The sequence below is a fragment of the Desulfobacula sp. genome (assembly GCF_014237455.1).
GTDB lineage: Bacteria > Desulfobacterota > Desulfobacteria > Desulfobacterales > Desulfobacteraceae > Desulfobacula.
This window is the reverse complement of record NZ_JABZFL010000078.1, coordinates 1-17,667: the sequence shown is the minus strand read 5'-3', so window position 1 is coordinate 17,667 and position 17,667 is coordinate 1. Positions and strand designations below refer to the sequence as shown.

Sequence of the window (17,667 nt, the reverse complement as noted above, 5' to 3'; positions counted from 1 at the left end):
TAACTCTATCAGTCTCCATTTTTAATCAACCTTTGCATATAGCAAAAGTATTATTTTGAGTCAACACCAAATTTATCAGGGTAACACCCGCAAATATTTCAAAGCCCCTGTTTTTACTGGTTATTGATAGATATCCATAAAACATTTTTCCGCATCGGTCGTTCCAATCAAAATCATTTCATCCTGTTCCTCGAGAAGAATCGAAGGTTCGGGGTTAATATTTAATTTATTCTCTCTGCCAATAGCAATTACACTGCAGCCCGTCTGTTTCCGGATTTGACTTTCGGTAAGAGATTTTCCCACAAGGGTTGCATGTACTGACGTGCGGAAGATGTACAATCCTTCTGCAAACATCAGTATTTTATTGGGTTTTAGAAGATTAATTATGGTATTTGCGCCCATGGAAGCGTGTGACATGACAAGATCTGCTCCAGCACTGTGCAGTTTAGACATATTTCGGTCCAGATTAGCCCTGCTGACAATCTGTATATCGGATCTCAGTTGACGGCAATAAATGGTAAGATAAATATTCATGGAGTCGTCATGAGTGGTAATAATGACAGATGTAGCTTCCTGTATGCCGGCCCGCTTCAAGGTATCAAGATCAGCAGCATTGCCTTCAATATAATTATTATTTTGAATGAATCTCGCCTTCTTTTCCACAACCTTGTAAATAATCTGCCGGTCTTCCAAAACCTGTGCCGCTGCACGCCCGACACGGCCGCCGCCTAATATGAGAACAGGAGCATCGGCGGTGTGATAAACACCGTAAAGGGAGAAGACCTCGTCATATTTTTTGAGCTGTTCAGCTGAGCCCGCAAGCACGAGCACAGTGGTGGAAGCGATTCGAGTCTGCGGCTGCGGCATTGTGAATCGGCCTCTCTCCCAAAGCCCGACAACTGTTACGCCGGTTTTTTCCCGCAGTTTGCTTTGAATGAGCGTTTTCCCCTCAAGCGGCGTTCTCATTGCAGGTGCTTCAGCAATGAGAAGTTGATCAAATTTTCCGATAACATTTGCCCCCATACTCATTCCAAGCGTTCTTCTTGCCAGGGATTCTCCAAGCATCTTCATAAACTGAAAGACATAAGTGCTGCCGGCAAGCTGTAGAATGTCGATGGAGTCTTTCGCATCTGCATTAGTAACAACGGGGATGTTTTTGGAAATTTCCCTGACTGTAAAGGCTATATTTGTATTGACCATGTCATCATTGTTGGCGATCAGCATGGCAGCATTTTGTATGCGGAGACGTCTATATGTTTCCGGATCACCCAGGTCTCCCACGACCACTTTGTAGTTTAAATCATAAAGCTCTAGCGCACGTTGCAAATCAGTGGCAATAATAGCATAGTCATAATTATATTTTTTCAATTTTTCTACGAGATTTATGGTTATGGGATCAAACCTTGTCAGTATCACGTGTCCTGTCATGCTTTTCGGCAATTCCCGTGGAGTTTTTGCCCTTGCCTGGGCTTCAAGCCATGGCGCATAAAAAAATTGAATGAACGTAAAGGGCAACATAACAAGAAGAAAAATAATGCCGGACATAAGTACCAGCATCGTGAAAGCCTTGCCTAAATCACTCGCAAAGGTGATATCACCGAAACCAAGTGTGGACATCACAGTGAGTGTCCAATAGAAACCGGTAATCCAGCTAAACTCCTTTTCTTCAAAAAGCATTATAAAATGAAACAAAACACTGTATATGACCACCAGCACTGTCAACGCAAAAAGGAACTTGAATAAAAGTTTGAAATTTCTCTTCGTTGTTCTGCTTCGAGTAAAGTAAAGAATTTGAGCAGGAAGGAATTTCATTACGATGAACCTTTTACTACTATCATTGCTACCTTTCAGAACAATTGATGTTGTGAGAGTGAGAGATGTCTTCAAATTCGCTCACACACACCACTCAAATATTTTGGATATAGGCTATTTTATGCCTATATTTCAAATATTCTTTTTGCCAGGAATAAGAAGACAGGGATATATGGATTTATCAGCAATATTTTTTGAGATGGATCCAACCCACCGCTCCACAATAGCTGCTTTTTCACTGGAACCTAAGATGATCATACTGGCCTGATATCCTTTTGCTGCTTTTTCAATCTCTTTTTGTGGATCACCTACATAGATATGGGGCCTGGCTTTAATACCCGCCGCTTCAAGCTCATCACAAAGGTCATCCAGTCTTTTCCTTTCGGCTTTTCTAACTTTTTGTACCTCATGGGTATCCGAGCTCTTAAGGAGACTCTCTTTTACCACATGCATGATATGAATTTCACCGATAACATTTTTTAATCCTTTGATATACTCAATCGTCTTTTTACCGGTATCCGTCCAATTGGTACAACATAAGGGTCTCTCAAACAATTTTTCAGGTACAATTTTGTCTTCCATCATATGTTTAAAGACTAGAATCGGCACTTCAGTTCGTCGCATCAATTCAACAACATCAGATCCTTTATAAAGTTGTTCCAATGCACCTTTATGGGAACGGCCAATGACAATCAAATCAGGAGATTCTTTTTCAACCACTTTAAGAATTTCAGGGATAAGTGTGGAAACCTCCATATACGCCCCGACTTCCAGCCCCAGTTCAAATAAATTTTCTGCCCAGTCAATAAACCGGATATTTGCTATTTCTTTTAACTTGACTTCTTCTTCCTTAAGGTACCCGCTCCCCCTTTTCATCGCAACCTTATCTCTTTCAATTACATTTAAAAAAATAACATGTTCCAGTGCCGCATTTCTGAGGGCCAATAAAGAGTTGAGCGCGTCATAACAAAGTTCCTCAAACTTTGTAACAAAAAGCAATTTTTTTATTTCCATAATTTCTCCAATCTCAATATTCATGTCTATTGATTAATCAAGTTTTTTCTTAATTGCCGCAACTAACTCTTCTGGTTTAACCGGTTTTTCCAAATAGATATCAGGTTCAGGAACTTCCCCTCCCTTAAATTCATCAAGTGCTTTTTGAGATTTCAAAAATGATCGAAGCGCAATCCCTGTAAACATGATAATGGGTATTTGGTTAAAACTCTCATCTGTTTTCAGCTTGCGATATAACCTAATCCCACTCCCCCTGGGCATCAGTACATCAAGAATCACCAAATCAGGCTTTTCTTTTTCGATCATTTCAAAACCTTCTATACCATCTTGAGCGATCAAAGGTATATACTGGTTTTCTTCCAGAACTGTGACAACAAATGACCTGACATCTGGATCATCATCTACCACAAGAACCTTTTTACTCATAATCTATCCTCCTTGGTCAATTTATATCAACCTTAATTTACTTTTTCATATGGAAGTTTAATCGTAAATGTGCTGCCTTCTCCAGGGCTGGTTTTTGTTTCAATCACTCCATTGTGTTCTTCTATTAGTTTTGATGTAACAAGGAGTCCCAGACCGGTTCCCTTTCCCCCTTTAGAACTGAACATGGGGTCAAACAACTGCTTTTGAATATCCTTATCCATGCCGCAGCCATTGTCTTTAACCTCAAAACAAAAATAATTATCTTTACCTACATAGGTTTTTACCTTTATTTTATGATTTTTGGAAATATCTTCATCCTCAATACAGGCGTCAATGGCATTGTTTATCAGATTTAGCAAAGAGCGATGAATAGTTTGTGAATCAGCCATTACTTCACCGATGCTATTGTCATACTCTTTTGAAATAAGAACGTCATTTGATCCTGCAACATCTGTTACCAGTTCGATGACGTCTTCCACAATATCATTGGGCAGACACACCTCAAATTCCGGTTCCCTCTGCTTGGAATAGGTTAAAAGATCCTGGGTCAAATCCCCCACTCTTTTAATATTTCTCTTTATGGTTTTCCAGCCTGTTTTAAATTTCTCTGTATTATTTTTGGCAATTCCCACATCAACGACATAACTGCCGCCTTGAAGCCCGATAAGAATATTCTTTACATAATGAGCAAGGCCGCTTACCGTCTGCCCTACAGCAGCTAAGCGTTCCGACTGAACCAGTTCTTTTTCAAGCCGTTTTATTTCCGTTAAGTTGTGAAAAAAATTAACCGTCCCGACAAATTCACCTTTTTCATACAACACATTACTTGTATACCGAACCGGGATTTGTCTGCCGTCTTTGGTTTTTATTATATTTTCTCTCCATGGAAGCGTATTCTGTTGTTTTTCCTCTTTGGCCTGATTTTTAAAAATCTGGGCAATTTGGGGTGTATAAAGATCATCTATGGTCATCTTACTTCTAACATCTTTTGCAGCTTCACCAAACATCGTTGCAGCTTCAGGGTTATACACAACTACTTTCCAGTCATGATTAAAGGCAACAATGGCATCATTGGAACTTCTTATTAAAAGCCGTTGAAAATTTGATTTTCGCCGAATTTCCTCGGTGGCTTCTGCAACCTTAAATTCCAGGTTCTCGGTATATTCTTTGAGTTTTGCTCTGATGTCAATCTTTGTTTTTGCTCTATCAAGGGCAATGGCAAGAGCTTCATCCCTGACAGGTTTATTGATAAAATCACTGGCACCATACTGCAATGCTGTGATGGTTGAATCGATATCTCCATGCCCTGTTACAATGATCACTTCTTTTTCGGGATCAATTTCCTTGATTTTTTTTAACAGCTCAAGCCCGTCCATTCCCGGCATTTTTATATCAGTGACAACAATATCAGGTGATTCAGATTTAAAAACTTCCAGTCCCTGCTCACCACTGTGGGCTGCAATCGTCTCATACCCGTCAGTTCGAAGAGACATGGAGAGCACCTTGACGATAATCTCTTCATCATCAACAATTAATATCTTATTGACCGACATAGTTTATTTCCTTATCCAATTGCCGGAAACTTAATGATAAAAGTAGCTCCCTTACCATACTCACTGAATATATCAATGGTTCCACCATAATCTTTAATGATTCCAAAACTGATACTAATTCCAAGACCGGTCCCTTTACCGGTTTCTTTAGTCGTAAAAAAAGGTTCAAATATCTTTCTTTTCACCTCATCGGTCATGCCAAGTCCTGTATCAGACACCTCTGTAACAATCCAGCCGTTTTCAGCATATGTTTTGATTCCCAATATTTTCTCAGCTAAAGCATCTTCTTTTTTAGCTTTTTCATCCATGGAATCAATAGCATTGGTTACAAGATTGATAAATACCTGTTCCAGGCGATTATGCTCAGCCCGGATTTGTGGAATTTCAGGATCAAGATCAAGGTTCACCTTTACGGAATGAACTGTTAACTGGTGGCCGAGCACCTTGAATACATCATTGATAGGATCATTTATTACTAATTTTTTAAGATCCCTTTCAGATTGTCTTGCAAAATCTCTGACATGCTTAATAACACCGGCAGCTCTGGCAACATTATCAATAATATCCTTGGCCATGATGACTAGTTCATCATCTGGAATTTTGACTCCTTTTTTAATCATTTTCAGGATCAGGTCTGAACAAATCTGTATCACATTCAACGGCTGGTTAATTTCATGGGCCATGCCGGCTGCCATGGTTCCCAGGGTAGCCAGTTTTCCCGCCTGAATCAGCTGGGTCTCTTTTTCGACACTTTCCGTGATATTGGTTGCCGATGCAATCAAGACATCCCTGTGACTATATCTCGCATTGACAACCTTGACATTGACAAAAAACGATGTCTTATCCTTCTTAAAATGCTTTTTCTTGGTAAATAGTATGGATTTGCTTTCAGGAAGGCTTTCCATGCCTTCCTTAATGGTTTCATCGGATGTATCTCCAATGCCAAGGAAAGGGGTTCCTAAAAGCTCAGTTTTTATATACCCATATTCCTCCTCCACACGATGATTCACATCCAGGATCTCAAAAGTTTGTCGATCAATAATAAAAATCGGACTTGGGTTATTGTTAAACAACGATCGATATTTTTCTTCTGATTTTTTATACTTATTATAAAGTGTGGAAAGCTCTTTGTCCTGCAGTTCCAGCTCTTCATGGGTTTTTTTATCTTCCGTGATGTCTTTTAATGTTTCTATGGCACCCATTATCTTTCCATCCGGAGATTTAATGGGCGCAGCTGTGAAAAAAATCCATTTGCCCTCTTTACCCAGATGAGAGAAAAACTCTTCGGCCTCATAAGCCTCATTAATCAGACCTGATTTTCTCCAGGAGGAACCATAATATTTTGATACCTCCTCTTCAGACATTTCGCCCACAATTACATCTGCCATGGTCGGTCTCTTTGCAGATCTGAAAGGTACCCACTGCCGGTCTGTTCCCACCAGCTCATGGGCCTTGCATCCTGCAAGTTCTTCACAGGCTCTGTTCCAGTGAGTAATAATATGTTCATTGTTGATAATAAAAGTTGGAACCATGCTGCCCTGAATAATTTGGGATATTTCTTTTTCCACCTCAAGCAAATCTTCTCTTTCAATTTTCAGGTATCTGTTCTCTTCCTTGGCATTCTCTTGAATTATAGTGGTAAACTGATCAAACAGCTTTATAATTCCCTGCTTATCAATCTTATCCGACTGAATTTTTCTTTTGATCTTCAGTCTTTCTTCCTCTGATTTTAAAAAATTCAAAAATGACATGGCCCTATAGGCATCAAGATCGATAATGCTGGTATGTTCCGTATTCACTTTTTCCAGCATGCAGGTCAATATTTCATCATTTTTTAATTTTAAAATGACGTCTATACCGGAAAGTTTACAAACTTCACCATAATCCATGGTGGTAAACACGCCCTTTTCCTGGGCATATTTTATCCCTTCAACCTGGGTCAAAGTATCTGCAACCACCAGAACCTGGATGTCCAGCTCTTTTAATCCGGGTCCCAGCAATATTTCAAGGATTTGTTTACAGGGGCTGTTTCCACCGATTATGGCTACCCTTAATCCTTTAAGATCAATGTTCATTGGCTGCATTACTCCTCTTCAAGGCATCAACTCCTCTAAAACCAGTATATTAAAAGAAAATAAAGGTTACAATAACAAAGGTCGGAATTAAAAAGACCAAAGAATATTTTAAGATATATCCAAAAAAGCTGGGCATTGGTGTTCCTGCCTCTGACGCTATGGATCGAACCATAAAATTGGGTGCATTACCAATATAACTACAGGCACCAAAAAAGACAGCTCCCGTTGAAATGGCCTTAAGATAAATTGCATTCTCCGTCATTAACAAGGGAACAGCCTGGCTTTCCGCCATACCGGCATAAAAGCTGCCAAGGGCTGTATTAAAAAAGGTCAGGTAGGTGGGCGCATTATCCAGGAAAGCCGATAAAATCCCGGTCACCCAAAAGTAGTGAAACGGTTCTTTTACAGCGTTGATAAGAAAAGCAAACGCACCGTTCGGCCCTGCTTTAAGCAATAACAGGCAGGGAACCATGGTAATGAAAATTCCGATAAACAGATAGGCAACTTCTATTATCGGGAACCATGAAAATTCATTTTCCTCTTTAAGTGCCTTTGGTGTAACCATAAGAGAACCGATCCCAAAAACGATGAGAAGGCCGTCCCTGAGCCAGTCCTGAACAGCCCTGTGGACACCTAAAGTTGAAACTTCTCCCAAATCCACTATTCCGCTCATTAGGACAGAGCCCACCACACCCCCAAGAAAAAGAAAATTATAGGTTCCCACCAGGCGCAAGGGCTTTTTCTCTCCATCATCCGGGGCCGTTACCCCTTCTTTTTTGTAATAATATGAGTCAAGGATAAAATAAATTACCAGCAGAATAATGCATGTGACAAGCATATGCGGTAAAATTTTAAAGGTCCAGAAAAAACTGACGCCATGAAGAAATCCCAAAAACAACGGTGGATCACCAAGAGGTGTCAAAGATCCGCCAATATTGGCTACCAGAAAAATAAAAAATACCACCATAAAGGTTTTATTCTTTCGATGCTCGTTTGCCCGCAACAATGGTCGGATCAAGAGCATGGCAGCCCCTGTGGTCCCCATCCAGGACGCAAGGATGGTACCGATCAGGATGATAATCGTGTTGACAACGGGAGTTCCTCTTAATGTCCCTTTCAGCAAAATACCGCCGGAAATCGTAAACAACGCCCATAAAAGAATAATAAAGGGGACATAGTCTGCCAGAATAATGTGAAGGATCTCATAAACTGCAATGCCTTTATAAACAAAAACAAAGGGAATCGCCAGACAGGCTGCCCAGAATGCGGAAATCTTACCAAAATGATGGTGCCAGAAATTTTCTGCTATCAGCGGCAGCAGGGCTATGGATAACAACATAAATGCAAAGGGGATACAGCTATACAGCGGCAGCATCTCTCCTAAATTCACATGACCATGTGCACCCTTGTCCTGTGCGTGGTCTGAAACGGCTTCAGAATGGTCACTAGCGTCAAGTGTGTTATGAGTTTTTTCATCAGAATGATCTTTGGCAGCAGCGGGTGCTAAAGAAATAAATAAAATCAACAATAATATTAACAATGCCAGCCTGTCCAATTTCATCGATTCGTTCCCTCCTGGTTATTTGGGCTGTAACGCAACCTTTGAATGTCTGTTTGCTCAATCCATGCTAATTTGATTATTTGATTATTTGATTTAAATCAGAAAGTCAAGGCGAAAAAGGAAGCTTAAAGTGGTGTGGTCGGGACGGCAAGATTTGAACTTGCGACCACTTGTCCCCCAGACAAGTGCGCTACCAGACTGCGCTACGCCCCGAGTATTTTTTAGAACTTTGAACAAAGCGACTTTTATCACTCTTTAAAAAATGTGTCAAGAAATATTGCTTTTTTAAATCAGGTGATGACAGTGAAATCATAGTGCTGCCATTTAGAACCTAACAGTGAATTTAATGCTTGACTTGACCCGCTTATTCTCATAAAAAATTGAAATGACGTCAAACCTGTTCAATTTATAGGCATTACATGTTCAATAAATATTTTTTAATATTTCCTACGAGTTTTGAACCCATAACGCTAATTGCGAAGAAGGAGGACTTATGAGAACCAAAAAGTATGTATTAACCGAACAAGACATGCCGCGAAAATGGTATAACATTATGGCAGATATGCCGACTCCCATGGAACCACCACTTCATCCCGGAACCGGGCAGCCGGCCGGGCCTGAAGATTTTGCTCCGATTTTCCCAATGAACCTGATTGAACAGGAAGTAAGTACAGACCGCTGGATTGACATCCCGGAAGAAGTTTTAGACAAATATACTATATGGCGTCCTTCCCCGCTTTACAGGGCCTACAATCTTGAAAAAGTCCTTGACACACCGGCAAAAATTTATTTTAAAAACGAAGGCGTTTCTCCTGCCGGCAGCCATAAACCCAACACAGCCCTTGCCCAGGCCTATTACAACAAGGTGGCGGGCACCAAAAAAATCACCACGGAAACAGGTGCTGGCCAATGGGGCAGCGCCCTTGCCATGTGCTGTTCCTTTTTCGGAATTGAATGCAAGGTGTTCATGGTAAAAATTTCTTACAACCAGAAACCTTACCGCCGCATGATGATGGAAACCTGGGGGGCCAATTGTACGGCAAGCCCAAGCAATGAAACAGCGGCCGGCCGAAGTATCCTTGAAAGAGACCCTGATTGTCCGGGAAGCCTTGGCATGGCCATCAGCGAGGCAGTGGAAGAAGCGGTTGCCGATGACAACACCAAATATGCTTTAGGCAGTGTATTGAATCATGTTATGATCCATCAGAGCATCATCGGCCTTGAGGCCATAAAACAAATGGAAATGGCGGGAGATTATCCTGATGTGATTATCGGAAGCGCGGGTGGCGGCAGTAATTTTGCAGGCCTTGCCTTTCCCTTTGCCCTGGATAAAATAAACGGAAAAGAGATCGATATTATTGCTGTAGAACCGACCTCCTGTCCCACCATGACCCGGGGACCATTTGCCTATGATTTCGGGGATACCGTCCAAATGACACCCCTTATACCCATGCATACCCTGGGGCACAATTTTGTACCGGCACCCATCCATGCAGGCGGATTGCGATATCATGGCATGGCACCCATTGTCAGCCAGCTGATTTTAGACGGCATTATCCGCCCTGAATCCATCCACCAGTTGGAAACTTTTGAGGCAGGCCTCACCTTTGCCCAATCCGAAGGGTATATCAGTGCGCCTGAATGCAACCATGCCGTTGCTATAACCATTCGTGAAGCACTTAAAGCCAAAGAAGAAGGCAAGGAAAAAACCATCCTGTTTAACTGGAGCGGCCATGGTCTTGTGGATCTTGCTGCATATGAATCTTATCTCAGGGGAAATCTGGCTGATCATGATCTGCCCCAGGAACAGATTGATGCGGCATTAAAAGATATTGAATCCTTACCCAAACCCAGACAGGCAACTTAAATCCAATGAAAACCGACCTTCAGCCGCCTTTGAGCGATGCAAAGACGGCTGAAGGTCAATTTAAACCCCGGGAATCAAATGACAACACCCAAGAATGAAAATACCGATGCCCTTCGGGCAGATCCACCGGAAAAATCGTTCAACATCCGGTGCCCGAGACTTGGGCATCAGATCAATTTTCCCTATTGCCGGTCTGAAAACAGCGGGCTACCCTGTTTTAAAACCCTTGACTGCTGGTATAACCACTTTGATGTTCATGCCTATCTTACCGACGAATTGAGTAAAGAAGACTTTCAAAAAGCCTTTTTAAACAAGGGAAAACCCAAAATCACATCGTTGTTTGATTTGATTGAACAGGCCAAAATAAAAAAAGGAAAACAGATTTGATCTTTTTAAAACAGGTAAACATCCATTCAAAAAAGTTTCCTGTTTTAGATTTTTATCCCTTTAAGCTGAAAATATTTCAAAATACAGAGCGGATCAGATTCAACAGTCCGGTCACGCTTTTCATCGGTGAAAACGGTACCGGAAAATCAACTTTGCTCAAAGCCATCGCCTATAGATGCGGCATTCACATCTGGCAGAGTGAGTTCAATTTAAGGTGTGAACAAAACCCCCATGAAGAAGACCTGTACAAAACCATTTCCATTCGATGGGAAAACGGTCCGGTCCCAGGTTCCTTTTTCGGGTCCCAGATATTTTCCCATTTTGCCAAGAATCTTGAGGAATGGGCCATCAATGACTCTGAAATGCTCAAATATTTCGGAGGAAAATCCCTGATTACCCAATCCCACGGTCAGTCACTCATGTCATATTTTCAATCAAGATATAAGATCAAAGGATTATACTTTCTGGATGAACCCGAGACAGCATTGTCTCCCTCATCTTTGATTGAGCTTTTAAATCTTCTGATCAAAATCAGCCGACAGGGCCATGCCCAGTTTATTATTGCAACCCATTCCCCTTTTTTGATGGCCTGCCCGGAATCCCGGATTTACAGCTTTGACAACCCCGTTATTGAACCCATTCAGTACGAGGACACAGAGTATCATAAAATCTATAAAAATTTTATGAATAATCCAGGTGAATTCATAAAAACCGAATCTGTTTAATGGAATTAAAATTTTATTTTACACTGTCAAAGGCTTTTTTGAATCCTTCAAAAGAGCCGGTAATAGTTTTGTCAGGTACTGCATAGGATAGCCTGAAATGGCCTGGCCCGCCAAACGCTGCTCCTGGAACGGCAAGAATATTTTGTTTGCTTAAGATAGTTACAAATTCCACATCATTTTCTATGGGGCTTTTGGGAAACAGATAAAATGCACCCTGAGGCACGTAAAATTCATACCCTGTCCCATGAAGTCCTTCACAAAACATGTCACGCCGTCTCTTATATATATCAATATCAACTGAAACCCCCTGAAGCTGCCCCACGACCTGCTGAAAAAGAGCCGGTGCATTTACATACATCATGGTATTTGTAACCCCGGCCGCTCCTGCAATCATGGCCGCATCCTCAGCCTCGGGGTGAATGGCAAGATACCCGATTCTCTCGCCTGCCAGGGAGAGTTCCTTGGAATACGAGGTGAGAACTATAGTATGGGGATAGACGTCAAAGACAGACGGAACATCAACATCATAGACAATCTTTCTGTAAGGCTCATCAGAAATCAGGTAAATCCGTTTCCCGAATTTTTCGCTTGTTGCATCCAGCACCTTTCCAAGTCCATTCAGTTCTTCTTTGGTATACACGGCACCGGTCGGGTTATTGGGAGTATTAATCAGCATGACTCGTGTGTTTTCAGTAATGGCCCCCTCAATAGCATCAAGGTCGAGATGGAAATCAGAAAATGATGCCACGGTTTTTAAGTTTGCACCGGCAACAAAAGCATACTGGTTATACCCGACAAAATAGGGTGCCGGTGTAAGAATATCCTCTCCCGGATTTAACAATGCCCGCAATATATCATTCAAGGCCCCTGCCGCACCCGCGGTCATCACAATCAAATCTGATGTGATCCCCACATTGTATTCTTTGTTCAGGTAATCCGCCACAGCCTGCCGTACATGGGGATATCCCGGGTTGGGCATATACCCGTGGGATATGGTCTTGCTGTTTATCAGCTCCAGCAAGGTCTCTTTTACAACTGCCGGTGGCGGAACATCGGGATTTCCAAGGGAGAAGTCGAATACATTATCAGCTCCATACTTTTCTCTCATCCGTATCCCTTCTTCAAACATCTTCCGGATCATAGATGCTGATTCAACCATTTTAACCATCTTATCTGCAATAGGCATAAGGATTTTCCTTTCGAAATTAGAATTTACAATTTTCTTACCATACATCAAATCTCTTGCGATGAAAACATTCCCTGAAAAAAGGAGTTGCGGCTTTTTTGAATACACTCTTTCATCTCTACTACATATTTCGGCCGTATCTCATCTTTCCAGCGGGGATACCCGCCCTGCCAGACATATCGGATTAACTCGTGGAATACCCTTATATCAAACACATATCGGCCGATATGAACCTGCCCGTCCTTTAAAAATTCAATCAAAATCTCTCTCTTTTTTGAAATACCTTGGATCTGGGCTGTAACAATCTTCCGGGTTTGATATCCTTTTGGATTCTGTTTGAAAGCCTTTGGATCATCGGGAAAAGGAAAAAGCGTATACAATTTTCCGATAAATCCGGTAAACCGCATTCCGTGGATAGCCCCCATCAGATCCCCGATATCATTGGAATCAGCAATATAATATACCGGGTATCGAAACCTTTTGCATCCAGCATCATCCTCTTTTGCCATCTGACTCAACCACGTGCAAAAATCATCTGCAAAAAAAAAATGGTTTTCCAGCAACAGCATATCCGACTCAATGTTAAAAAATCCGAATGCAATGTTTCCATGACTTTTCGATCTGAATGATAATGGCATATCGTTTTCCCTGTGAGGTAGATGCTTAACCTATATAAATAATTCTTTCAAGGAAGAACTTGAGGAAAAAAAAAATTAGTGTATCATTCATTATGAAAAATTTAAATTAAAACCATTTGGGTGCGCAATTGATAACATTTTTAAAAGATCTTATTAAACAGGCCGGCAGTATTTGCAAAAAAGAACAAACGCTTTTAAGGCCTTCAGATGTAAATTTTAAAAATAAAAAAGACCTGGTCACCATTACCGATAAAAAAGTTGAAGACTTTATCATTAAAAATATCAGAGCAAGGTATCCTTCACATGATATTTTTGGAGAAGAAACCGGCAGGACCCATTTTTTTTCAAATTATCTATGGATTATTGATCCAATAGACGGGACCACCTCTTTTGTTCATCAACAACCATTTTATTCCATCAGTATCGCTGTGCAGTATCAGGGTCAAACTATTTGCGGTGCTGTCTTTTCACCAAGTTTGGATGAATTGTTTTATGCGGACAAAGATAGCGGCGTTTTTTTAAATGATCATTCTATTTGTGTCTCAAAAGCCGACAAACTTATTAATTGTGTCATGGCTACAGGATTTGCCTGTTTAAGAGCGAATCTTCCAACCAACAACCTTTCCTATTTTAATAAAATTGTTCCAAAGTTAAGAGATATTCGACGATATGGTTCTGCAGCGATTGATCTTTGTTATGTGGCATGCGGCAGACTTGACGGCTTCTGGGAAATGAATTTAAATATTTATGATATTGCAGCAGGTGCTTTTATTGTTGAGCAGGCAGGGGGAACTATATGTGATTTCAAAGGAGGGGTTAATTTTCCCGAACAGGGAATCATCGCAACCAACAAATATCTTCAAAAGAAGTTGATTGAAAACTTCAAATAAATCCATATGTTATGAAAGATAAAATTGACCAAATAAAAAAAGAGCAATAAAAAAAATGACGATTCAATGGTTTCCAGGACATATGCTTGAAACAAAAAACCTGCTTAAAAAAGCCATATCTAAAGTGGATGCTGTTTTAGAAATTTTAGATGCAAGACTGCCTGAGGCAAGTGCTAATCCGTTCGTAAATAAAATCTGTAAAGACAAATTCAGATTAAAGGTTTTAAATAAAAACGATCTGGCAGACCCGGAACAAACAAAACTATGGCTTGATTATTTTAAAAAAAAAGAAGGGACATCTGCCATCTCAATTTGCGGCACCCATAAATCCCAGGCATACGAGGCATTAAATTATTGTGTGAACAAAATTGACAGAAATCGAGCCAGGAAAATAAAAGTAATGGTTTTAGGTATCCCAAACACAGGGAAATCCACTATTTTGAATTCACTTGCAGGAAAAAAAATTGCAAAAATCGGGGATGTGCCTGCAATCACCCGGCACCAGCAACGAACCAGTTTAAAAAATAATATTGATATTTATGATACACCGGGGATATTATGGCCGGTGATAGAACCAGAGAAAAGAGCCTATATCCTGGCAGCAAGCGGTGCGATATCTGATACTGCCATTGATTATAATGACATAGGATTTTTTGCTGCCAAACTTTTAATCAAGAGATATCCGGACTTATTGATGCAGCGGTATCCTTTTTTAAAAACTTTACCAGACGATGAGCTGACACTTATAGAAAAGATTGGTTCTGCAAGGGGATGCCTGAAAAAAGGAGGTATCGTGGATTTTCAGAAAGCGTCTGAAGTATTGATTCGTGAACTCAGGGCCGGTAAAATAGGAAGAATAAATTTTGAAACGCCAAAGGATCTGGAACATGACGATTAAATCAAAAAAAATGGGCCCTGTCGATATTTCAAAAAGTTTGAAATATCTTTTTTCCATACTCGTCCTTATCGCATATTCATCATCCTCATGGGCAACTATTGACAACACAATCAAACCTGAGTCTGAACAGTCCTCTCAATGTGTTAAAATTATACGCGCACTTGAACGATATCATTATCTTGAAAAAAACCTTGATGATACTATGTCCTCGATTATTCTTGATCGATATTTAAAACGCCTTGACCCCAGAAAACAATTATTCACCCAGAGCGATATCCATTCCTTCAAACAATATCAATTTCGTCTGGATGATGAACTTAAAAGGGGAAATCTAAAGACGGCTTTCAAAATATTTAATTTATATATGGCACGATCAAAGGAAAGATTGGAATATATCTCTTTATTGATAAAAACATGGGAAAAAGAGTTGGATTTTAATAAAACCGAGTCCATGATCATAGACGATGATTTGCGGCAATGGAAACCAAATAAACGCATGCTTTATTCTCTTTGGAAAAAAGAACTGAAAAATCATATTATTCTATTGAGTCTGGATGATCAGGATAATGCTTCAATCAGTGATACGCTTGTCAAAATATATTCAAACCGGCTTAAACGATTATTGCAAACCGATTCAAATGATATTTTTCAAATCTTCATGAACACTGTTACGGCAAGTTTTGATCCCCATACTCAATTTTTTCCTCCCCGGGCTTCCGAGGATTTCGATATCCATATGAGTTTATCTCTTGAAGGCATTGGAGCCGTACTTCAAACTGAGTATGAATATACCAAGGTGGTACGGTTAATTTCCAAAGGCCCTGCTGATAAATCAAATTTACTCATGCCCGGTGATAAGATTATTGGCGTGGGACAGGGAGTATCCGGAGAAATAAAAGATACAATAGGTCAACGCATTGATCATGTTGTTAAACTGATCAGAGGCCCCAAAAATACAGTTGTACGACTAAAAATTATCCCGGCTAAAAAAAACAGTTCCACCAAGACAATTCAAATAAAAAGAGACCGGGTTAAATTAGAAGAACAATCTGCAAAAAGAAGTGTGATAACCATTGACCGTAACAACCAACCCCTGAAAATCGGTGTTATTGAAATTCCCAATTTTTATATTGATTTTAATGCCTACCTTAAGGGGGATAAAGACTATAAAAGTACAACAAAAGACGTTAAAAAATTACTGGGTGAACTAAAAGAAGAAAACATTGATGGATTGATTATTGATTTGAGGGACAATGGCGGAGGATCCTTAAAAGAAGCAAACCAGCTGACTGGACTTTTCATTAAATCAGGCCCCATCGTACAGATTAAAACAAAACACAGAATCACGCGGTTATATGATGATGACCCAGGCATCGAATATTCCGGCCCCCTTATCGTTTTAATCAATCGGATGAGTGCATCAGCGTCTGAGATTTTTGCCGGCGCTATTAAAGATTATCATCGAGGCGTGATTGTCGGCACAAGAAGTTTTGGTAAAGGAACTGTTCAGGAATTGCAGCCACTTAGAAAAGGAAAACTTAAAATTACCAGCGCGAAATTTTATCGTGTATCAGGAGAAAGTACTCAAAGCCTTGGTGTTATACCGGATTTGAGATATCCGCAAATATATAAAATTGAAGATACAGGGGAAAGCTCCTTAGATGGCGCCCTTCCCTGGGATACGACGGTGAGAACATCCTACAATCCTTATCGAAAACTTCAAGTCATTCATACAAAGCTTGCCACGCGGTACCAGGAAAGATCTCTCAAAGACCCCGGGTTAACCTATCTGAACAAAAGAATCGATATGATATCCAAGCTGAATTCTCAAACCTCCATTTCATTAAATCTGGATGCACGGAAATCAAGGAAAAAGCGATATGAACAATTAGAACTGGATATTGAAAATGATTATTTGAGAGCTATCAACAAAGCACCAATAGAAAAATTTGATCGGGATGATACGGAAACGATTGACTCTAAAAAAATTTTAATGGATCAAACCCATCTTGTAATGGCTGATTTTATTAATCTTTCCAATAATTTTCATTTTTCATGGTAAAAGGTAAGTAATGCTCTCTTTCAAAGGAATCAAAAAAATTATTTTTTGCGGCATTATCTTCATCCTTGTTTTATTATTATCATCTCCTTTTATCATTAATCGGGTCATCAATACTTCTTATATAAAAAATAAAATAACTTTCTTTATACATCAAAAAACCGGCGCAAATATTGATCTTTCCAGATGTTCTCTTACTGTTTTTCCGCAAGCAGGCTTCACCATAGAAAATTTTACTTTCACTCCGGACAATAAAATAAATATAAGCGCTGCCTTTTTAAAATTTGATATTGATATTCAAACGCTTTTGCGCGGCAAAATCAATATAGAACAAATAACAATTGATCGTCCAATGATTGAAGCCAATCCTTTAAAAGAAAAGCAACCCACGTTACCGGCTGATTTTTCGATTGCAGGATCTGTCCGAAATTTTAAAAAAATATTTGCTTTTCTGCCCGAACACCAGGAATCTGTCGAGCTTACATTAAAAGATATAAAATTCAACCCGCATACAGTTTTTAACGCCTCTTTTGAGACATATCTTGATTTGGAATCCATTGAACTTGATCAGTTAAA

The 17,667-nt window shown here is 40.1% G+C and carries 15 protein-coding genes and 1 tRNA gene; 7 read left to right on the top strand and 9 right to left on the bottom strand.

Translation table 11 applies throughout. From position 1 onward, the window contains the following. Positions 1-120: 120 nt before the first annotated feature. The 7 genes from HGJ91_RS11595 to HGJ91_RS11565 form a co-directional block, all read right to left on the bottom strand. Positions 121-1,812, bottom strand: coding sequence for a TrkA family potassium uptake protein (locus HGJ91_RS11595; protein ID WP_291347920.1), 1,692 nt, complete (start codon positions 1,810-1,812; stop codon positions 121-123). Between the two features lie 132 nt (positions 1,813-1,944). Next, positions 1,945-2,826, bottom strand: coding sequence for a universal stress protein (locus tag HGJ91_RS11590; RefSeq protein ID WP_291347918.1), 882 nt, complete (start codon positions 2,824-2,826; stop codon positions 1,945-1,947). A gap of 33 nt (positions 2,827-2,859) precedes the next feature. Next, the gene (locus HGJ91_RS11585; protein WP_291347917.1) at positions 2,860-3,252 is read right to left on the bottom strand and encodes a response regulator; all 393 of its coding nucleotides are present in this window, start codon (positions 3,250-3,252) and stop codon (positions 2,860-2,862) included. Between the two features lie 32 nt (positions 3,253-3,284). After that, positions 3,285-4,805, bottom strand: a complete 1,521-nt coding sequence (locus HGJ91_RS11580; protein WP_291347916.1) for a response regulator — start codon at positions 4,803-4,805, stop codon at positions 3,285-3,287. 11 nt (positions 4,806-4,816) lie between these two features. Continuing rightward, positions 4,817-6,880 carry a PAS domain S-box protein gene (locus HGJ91_RS11575; RefSeq protein WP_291347915.1) on the bottom strand — a complete coding sequence of 688 codons (2,064 nt, stop codon included), beginning with the start codon at positions 6,878-6,880 and terminating at the stop codon, positions 4,817-4,819. 49 nt (positions 6,881-6,929) lie between these two features. Beyond that, positions 6,930-8,441 carry a sodium:proton antiporter gene (locus HGJ91_RS11570; protein ID WP_291347914.1) on the bottom strand — a complete coding sequence of 504 codons (1,512 nt, stop codon included), beginning with the start codon at positions 8,439-8,441 and terminating at the stop codon, positions 6,930-6,932. A gap of 136 nt (positions 8,442-8,577) precedes the next feature. Beyond that, positions 8,578-8,654, bottom strand: a tRNA-Pro gene (locus tag HGJ91_RS11565). A 280-nt stretch (positions 8,655-8,934) separates the two neighbouring features. On the opposite strand from HGJ91_RS11565, the gene HGJ91_RS11560 reads away from it, so the two are divergent. From HGJ91_RS11560 to HGJ91_RS11550, 3 genes are all read left to right on the top strand, one after another. Next, positions 8,935-10,308 carry a TrpB-like pyridoxal phosphate-dependent enzyme gene (locus tag HGJ91_RS11560; protein WP_291347913.1) on the top strand — a complete coding sequence of 458 codons (1,374 nt, stop codon included), beginning with the start codon at positions 8,935-8,937 and terminating at the stop codon, positions 10,306-10,308. A 78-nt stretch (positions 10,309-10,386) separates the two neighbouring features. Next, positions 10,387-10,695 (top strand): hypothetical protein, encoded by a 309-nt coding sequence (locus HGJ91_RS11555; protein WP_291347912.1) that lies wholly within the window; start codon positions 10,387-10,389, stop codon positions 10,693-10,695. Next, positions 10,692-11,420: an AAA family ATPase gene (locus HGJ91_RS11550; RefSeq protein ID WP_291347911.1), complete on the top strand. Its 729-nt coding sequence runs from the start codon at positions 10,692-10,694 to the stop codon at positions 11,418-11,420. Before HGJ91_RS11555 ends, HGJ91_RS11550 begins: the two co-directional genes overlap by 4 nt. A 13-nt stretch (positions 11,421-11,433) precedes the next feature. On the opposite strand, the gene HGJ91_RS11545 is transcribed toward HGJ91_RS11550, so the two are convergent. Both HGJ91_RS11545 and HGJ91_RS11540 read right to left on the bottom strand, forming a co-directional pair. Further along, positions 11,434-12,606 carry a pyridoxal phosphate-dependent aminotransferase gene (locus HGJ91_RS11545; RefSeq protein WP_291347910.1) on the bottom strand — a complete coding sequence of 391 codons (1,173 nt, stop codon included), beginning with the start codon at positions 12,604-12,606 and terminating at the stop codon, positions 11,434-11,436. Between the two features lie 47 nt (positions 12,607-12,653). Beyond that, a complete protein-coding gene (locus HGJ91_RS11540) occupies positions 12,654-13,244 on the bottom strand; it encodes a hypothetical protein (protein ID WP_291347909.1) in 591 nt (196 codons plus the stop codon). Positions 13,245-13,372: 128 nt separating this feature from the next. Here HGJ91_RS11540 and HGJ91_RS11535 point away from each other — a divergent pair, with 128 nt between their 5' ends. From HGJ91_RS11535 to HGJ91_RS11520, 4 genes are all read left to right on the top strand, one after another. Then, positions 13,373-14,134 carry an inositol monophosphatase family protein gene (locus HGJ91_RS11535; RefSeq protein ID WP_291347908.1) on the top strand — a complete coding sequence of 254 codons (762 nt, stop codon included), beginning with the start codon at positions 13,373-13,375 and terminating at the stop codon, positions 14,132-14,134. A gap of 55 nt (positions 14,135-14,189) precedes the next feature. Then, the gene (gene ylqF / locus HGJ91_RS11530; protein WP_291347907.1) at positions 14,190-15,032 is read left to right on the top strand and encodes a ribosome biogenesis GTPase YlqF; all 843 of its coding nucleotides are present in this window, start codon (positions 14,190-14,192) and stop codon (positions 15,030-15,032) included. Further along, positions 15,022-17,094 (top strand): carboxy terminal-processing peptidase, encoded by a 2,073-nt coding sequence (locus tag HGJ91_RS11525; protein WP_291347906.1) that lies wholly within the window; start codon positions 15,022-15,024, stop codon positions 17,092-17,094. The genes ylqF and HGJ91_RS11525 overlap by 11 nt, the downstream gene beginning before the upstream one ends. Before the next feature lie 10 nt (positions 17,095-17,104). Further along, positions 17,105-17,667: AsmA family protein (locus tag HGJ91_RS11520; protein WP_291347904.1), on the top strand; the 563-nt coding region annotated here is incomplete at its 3' end.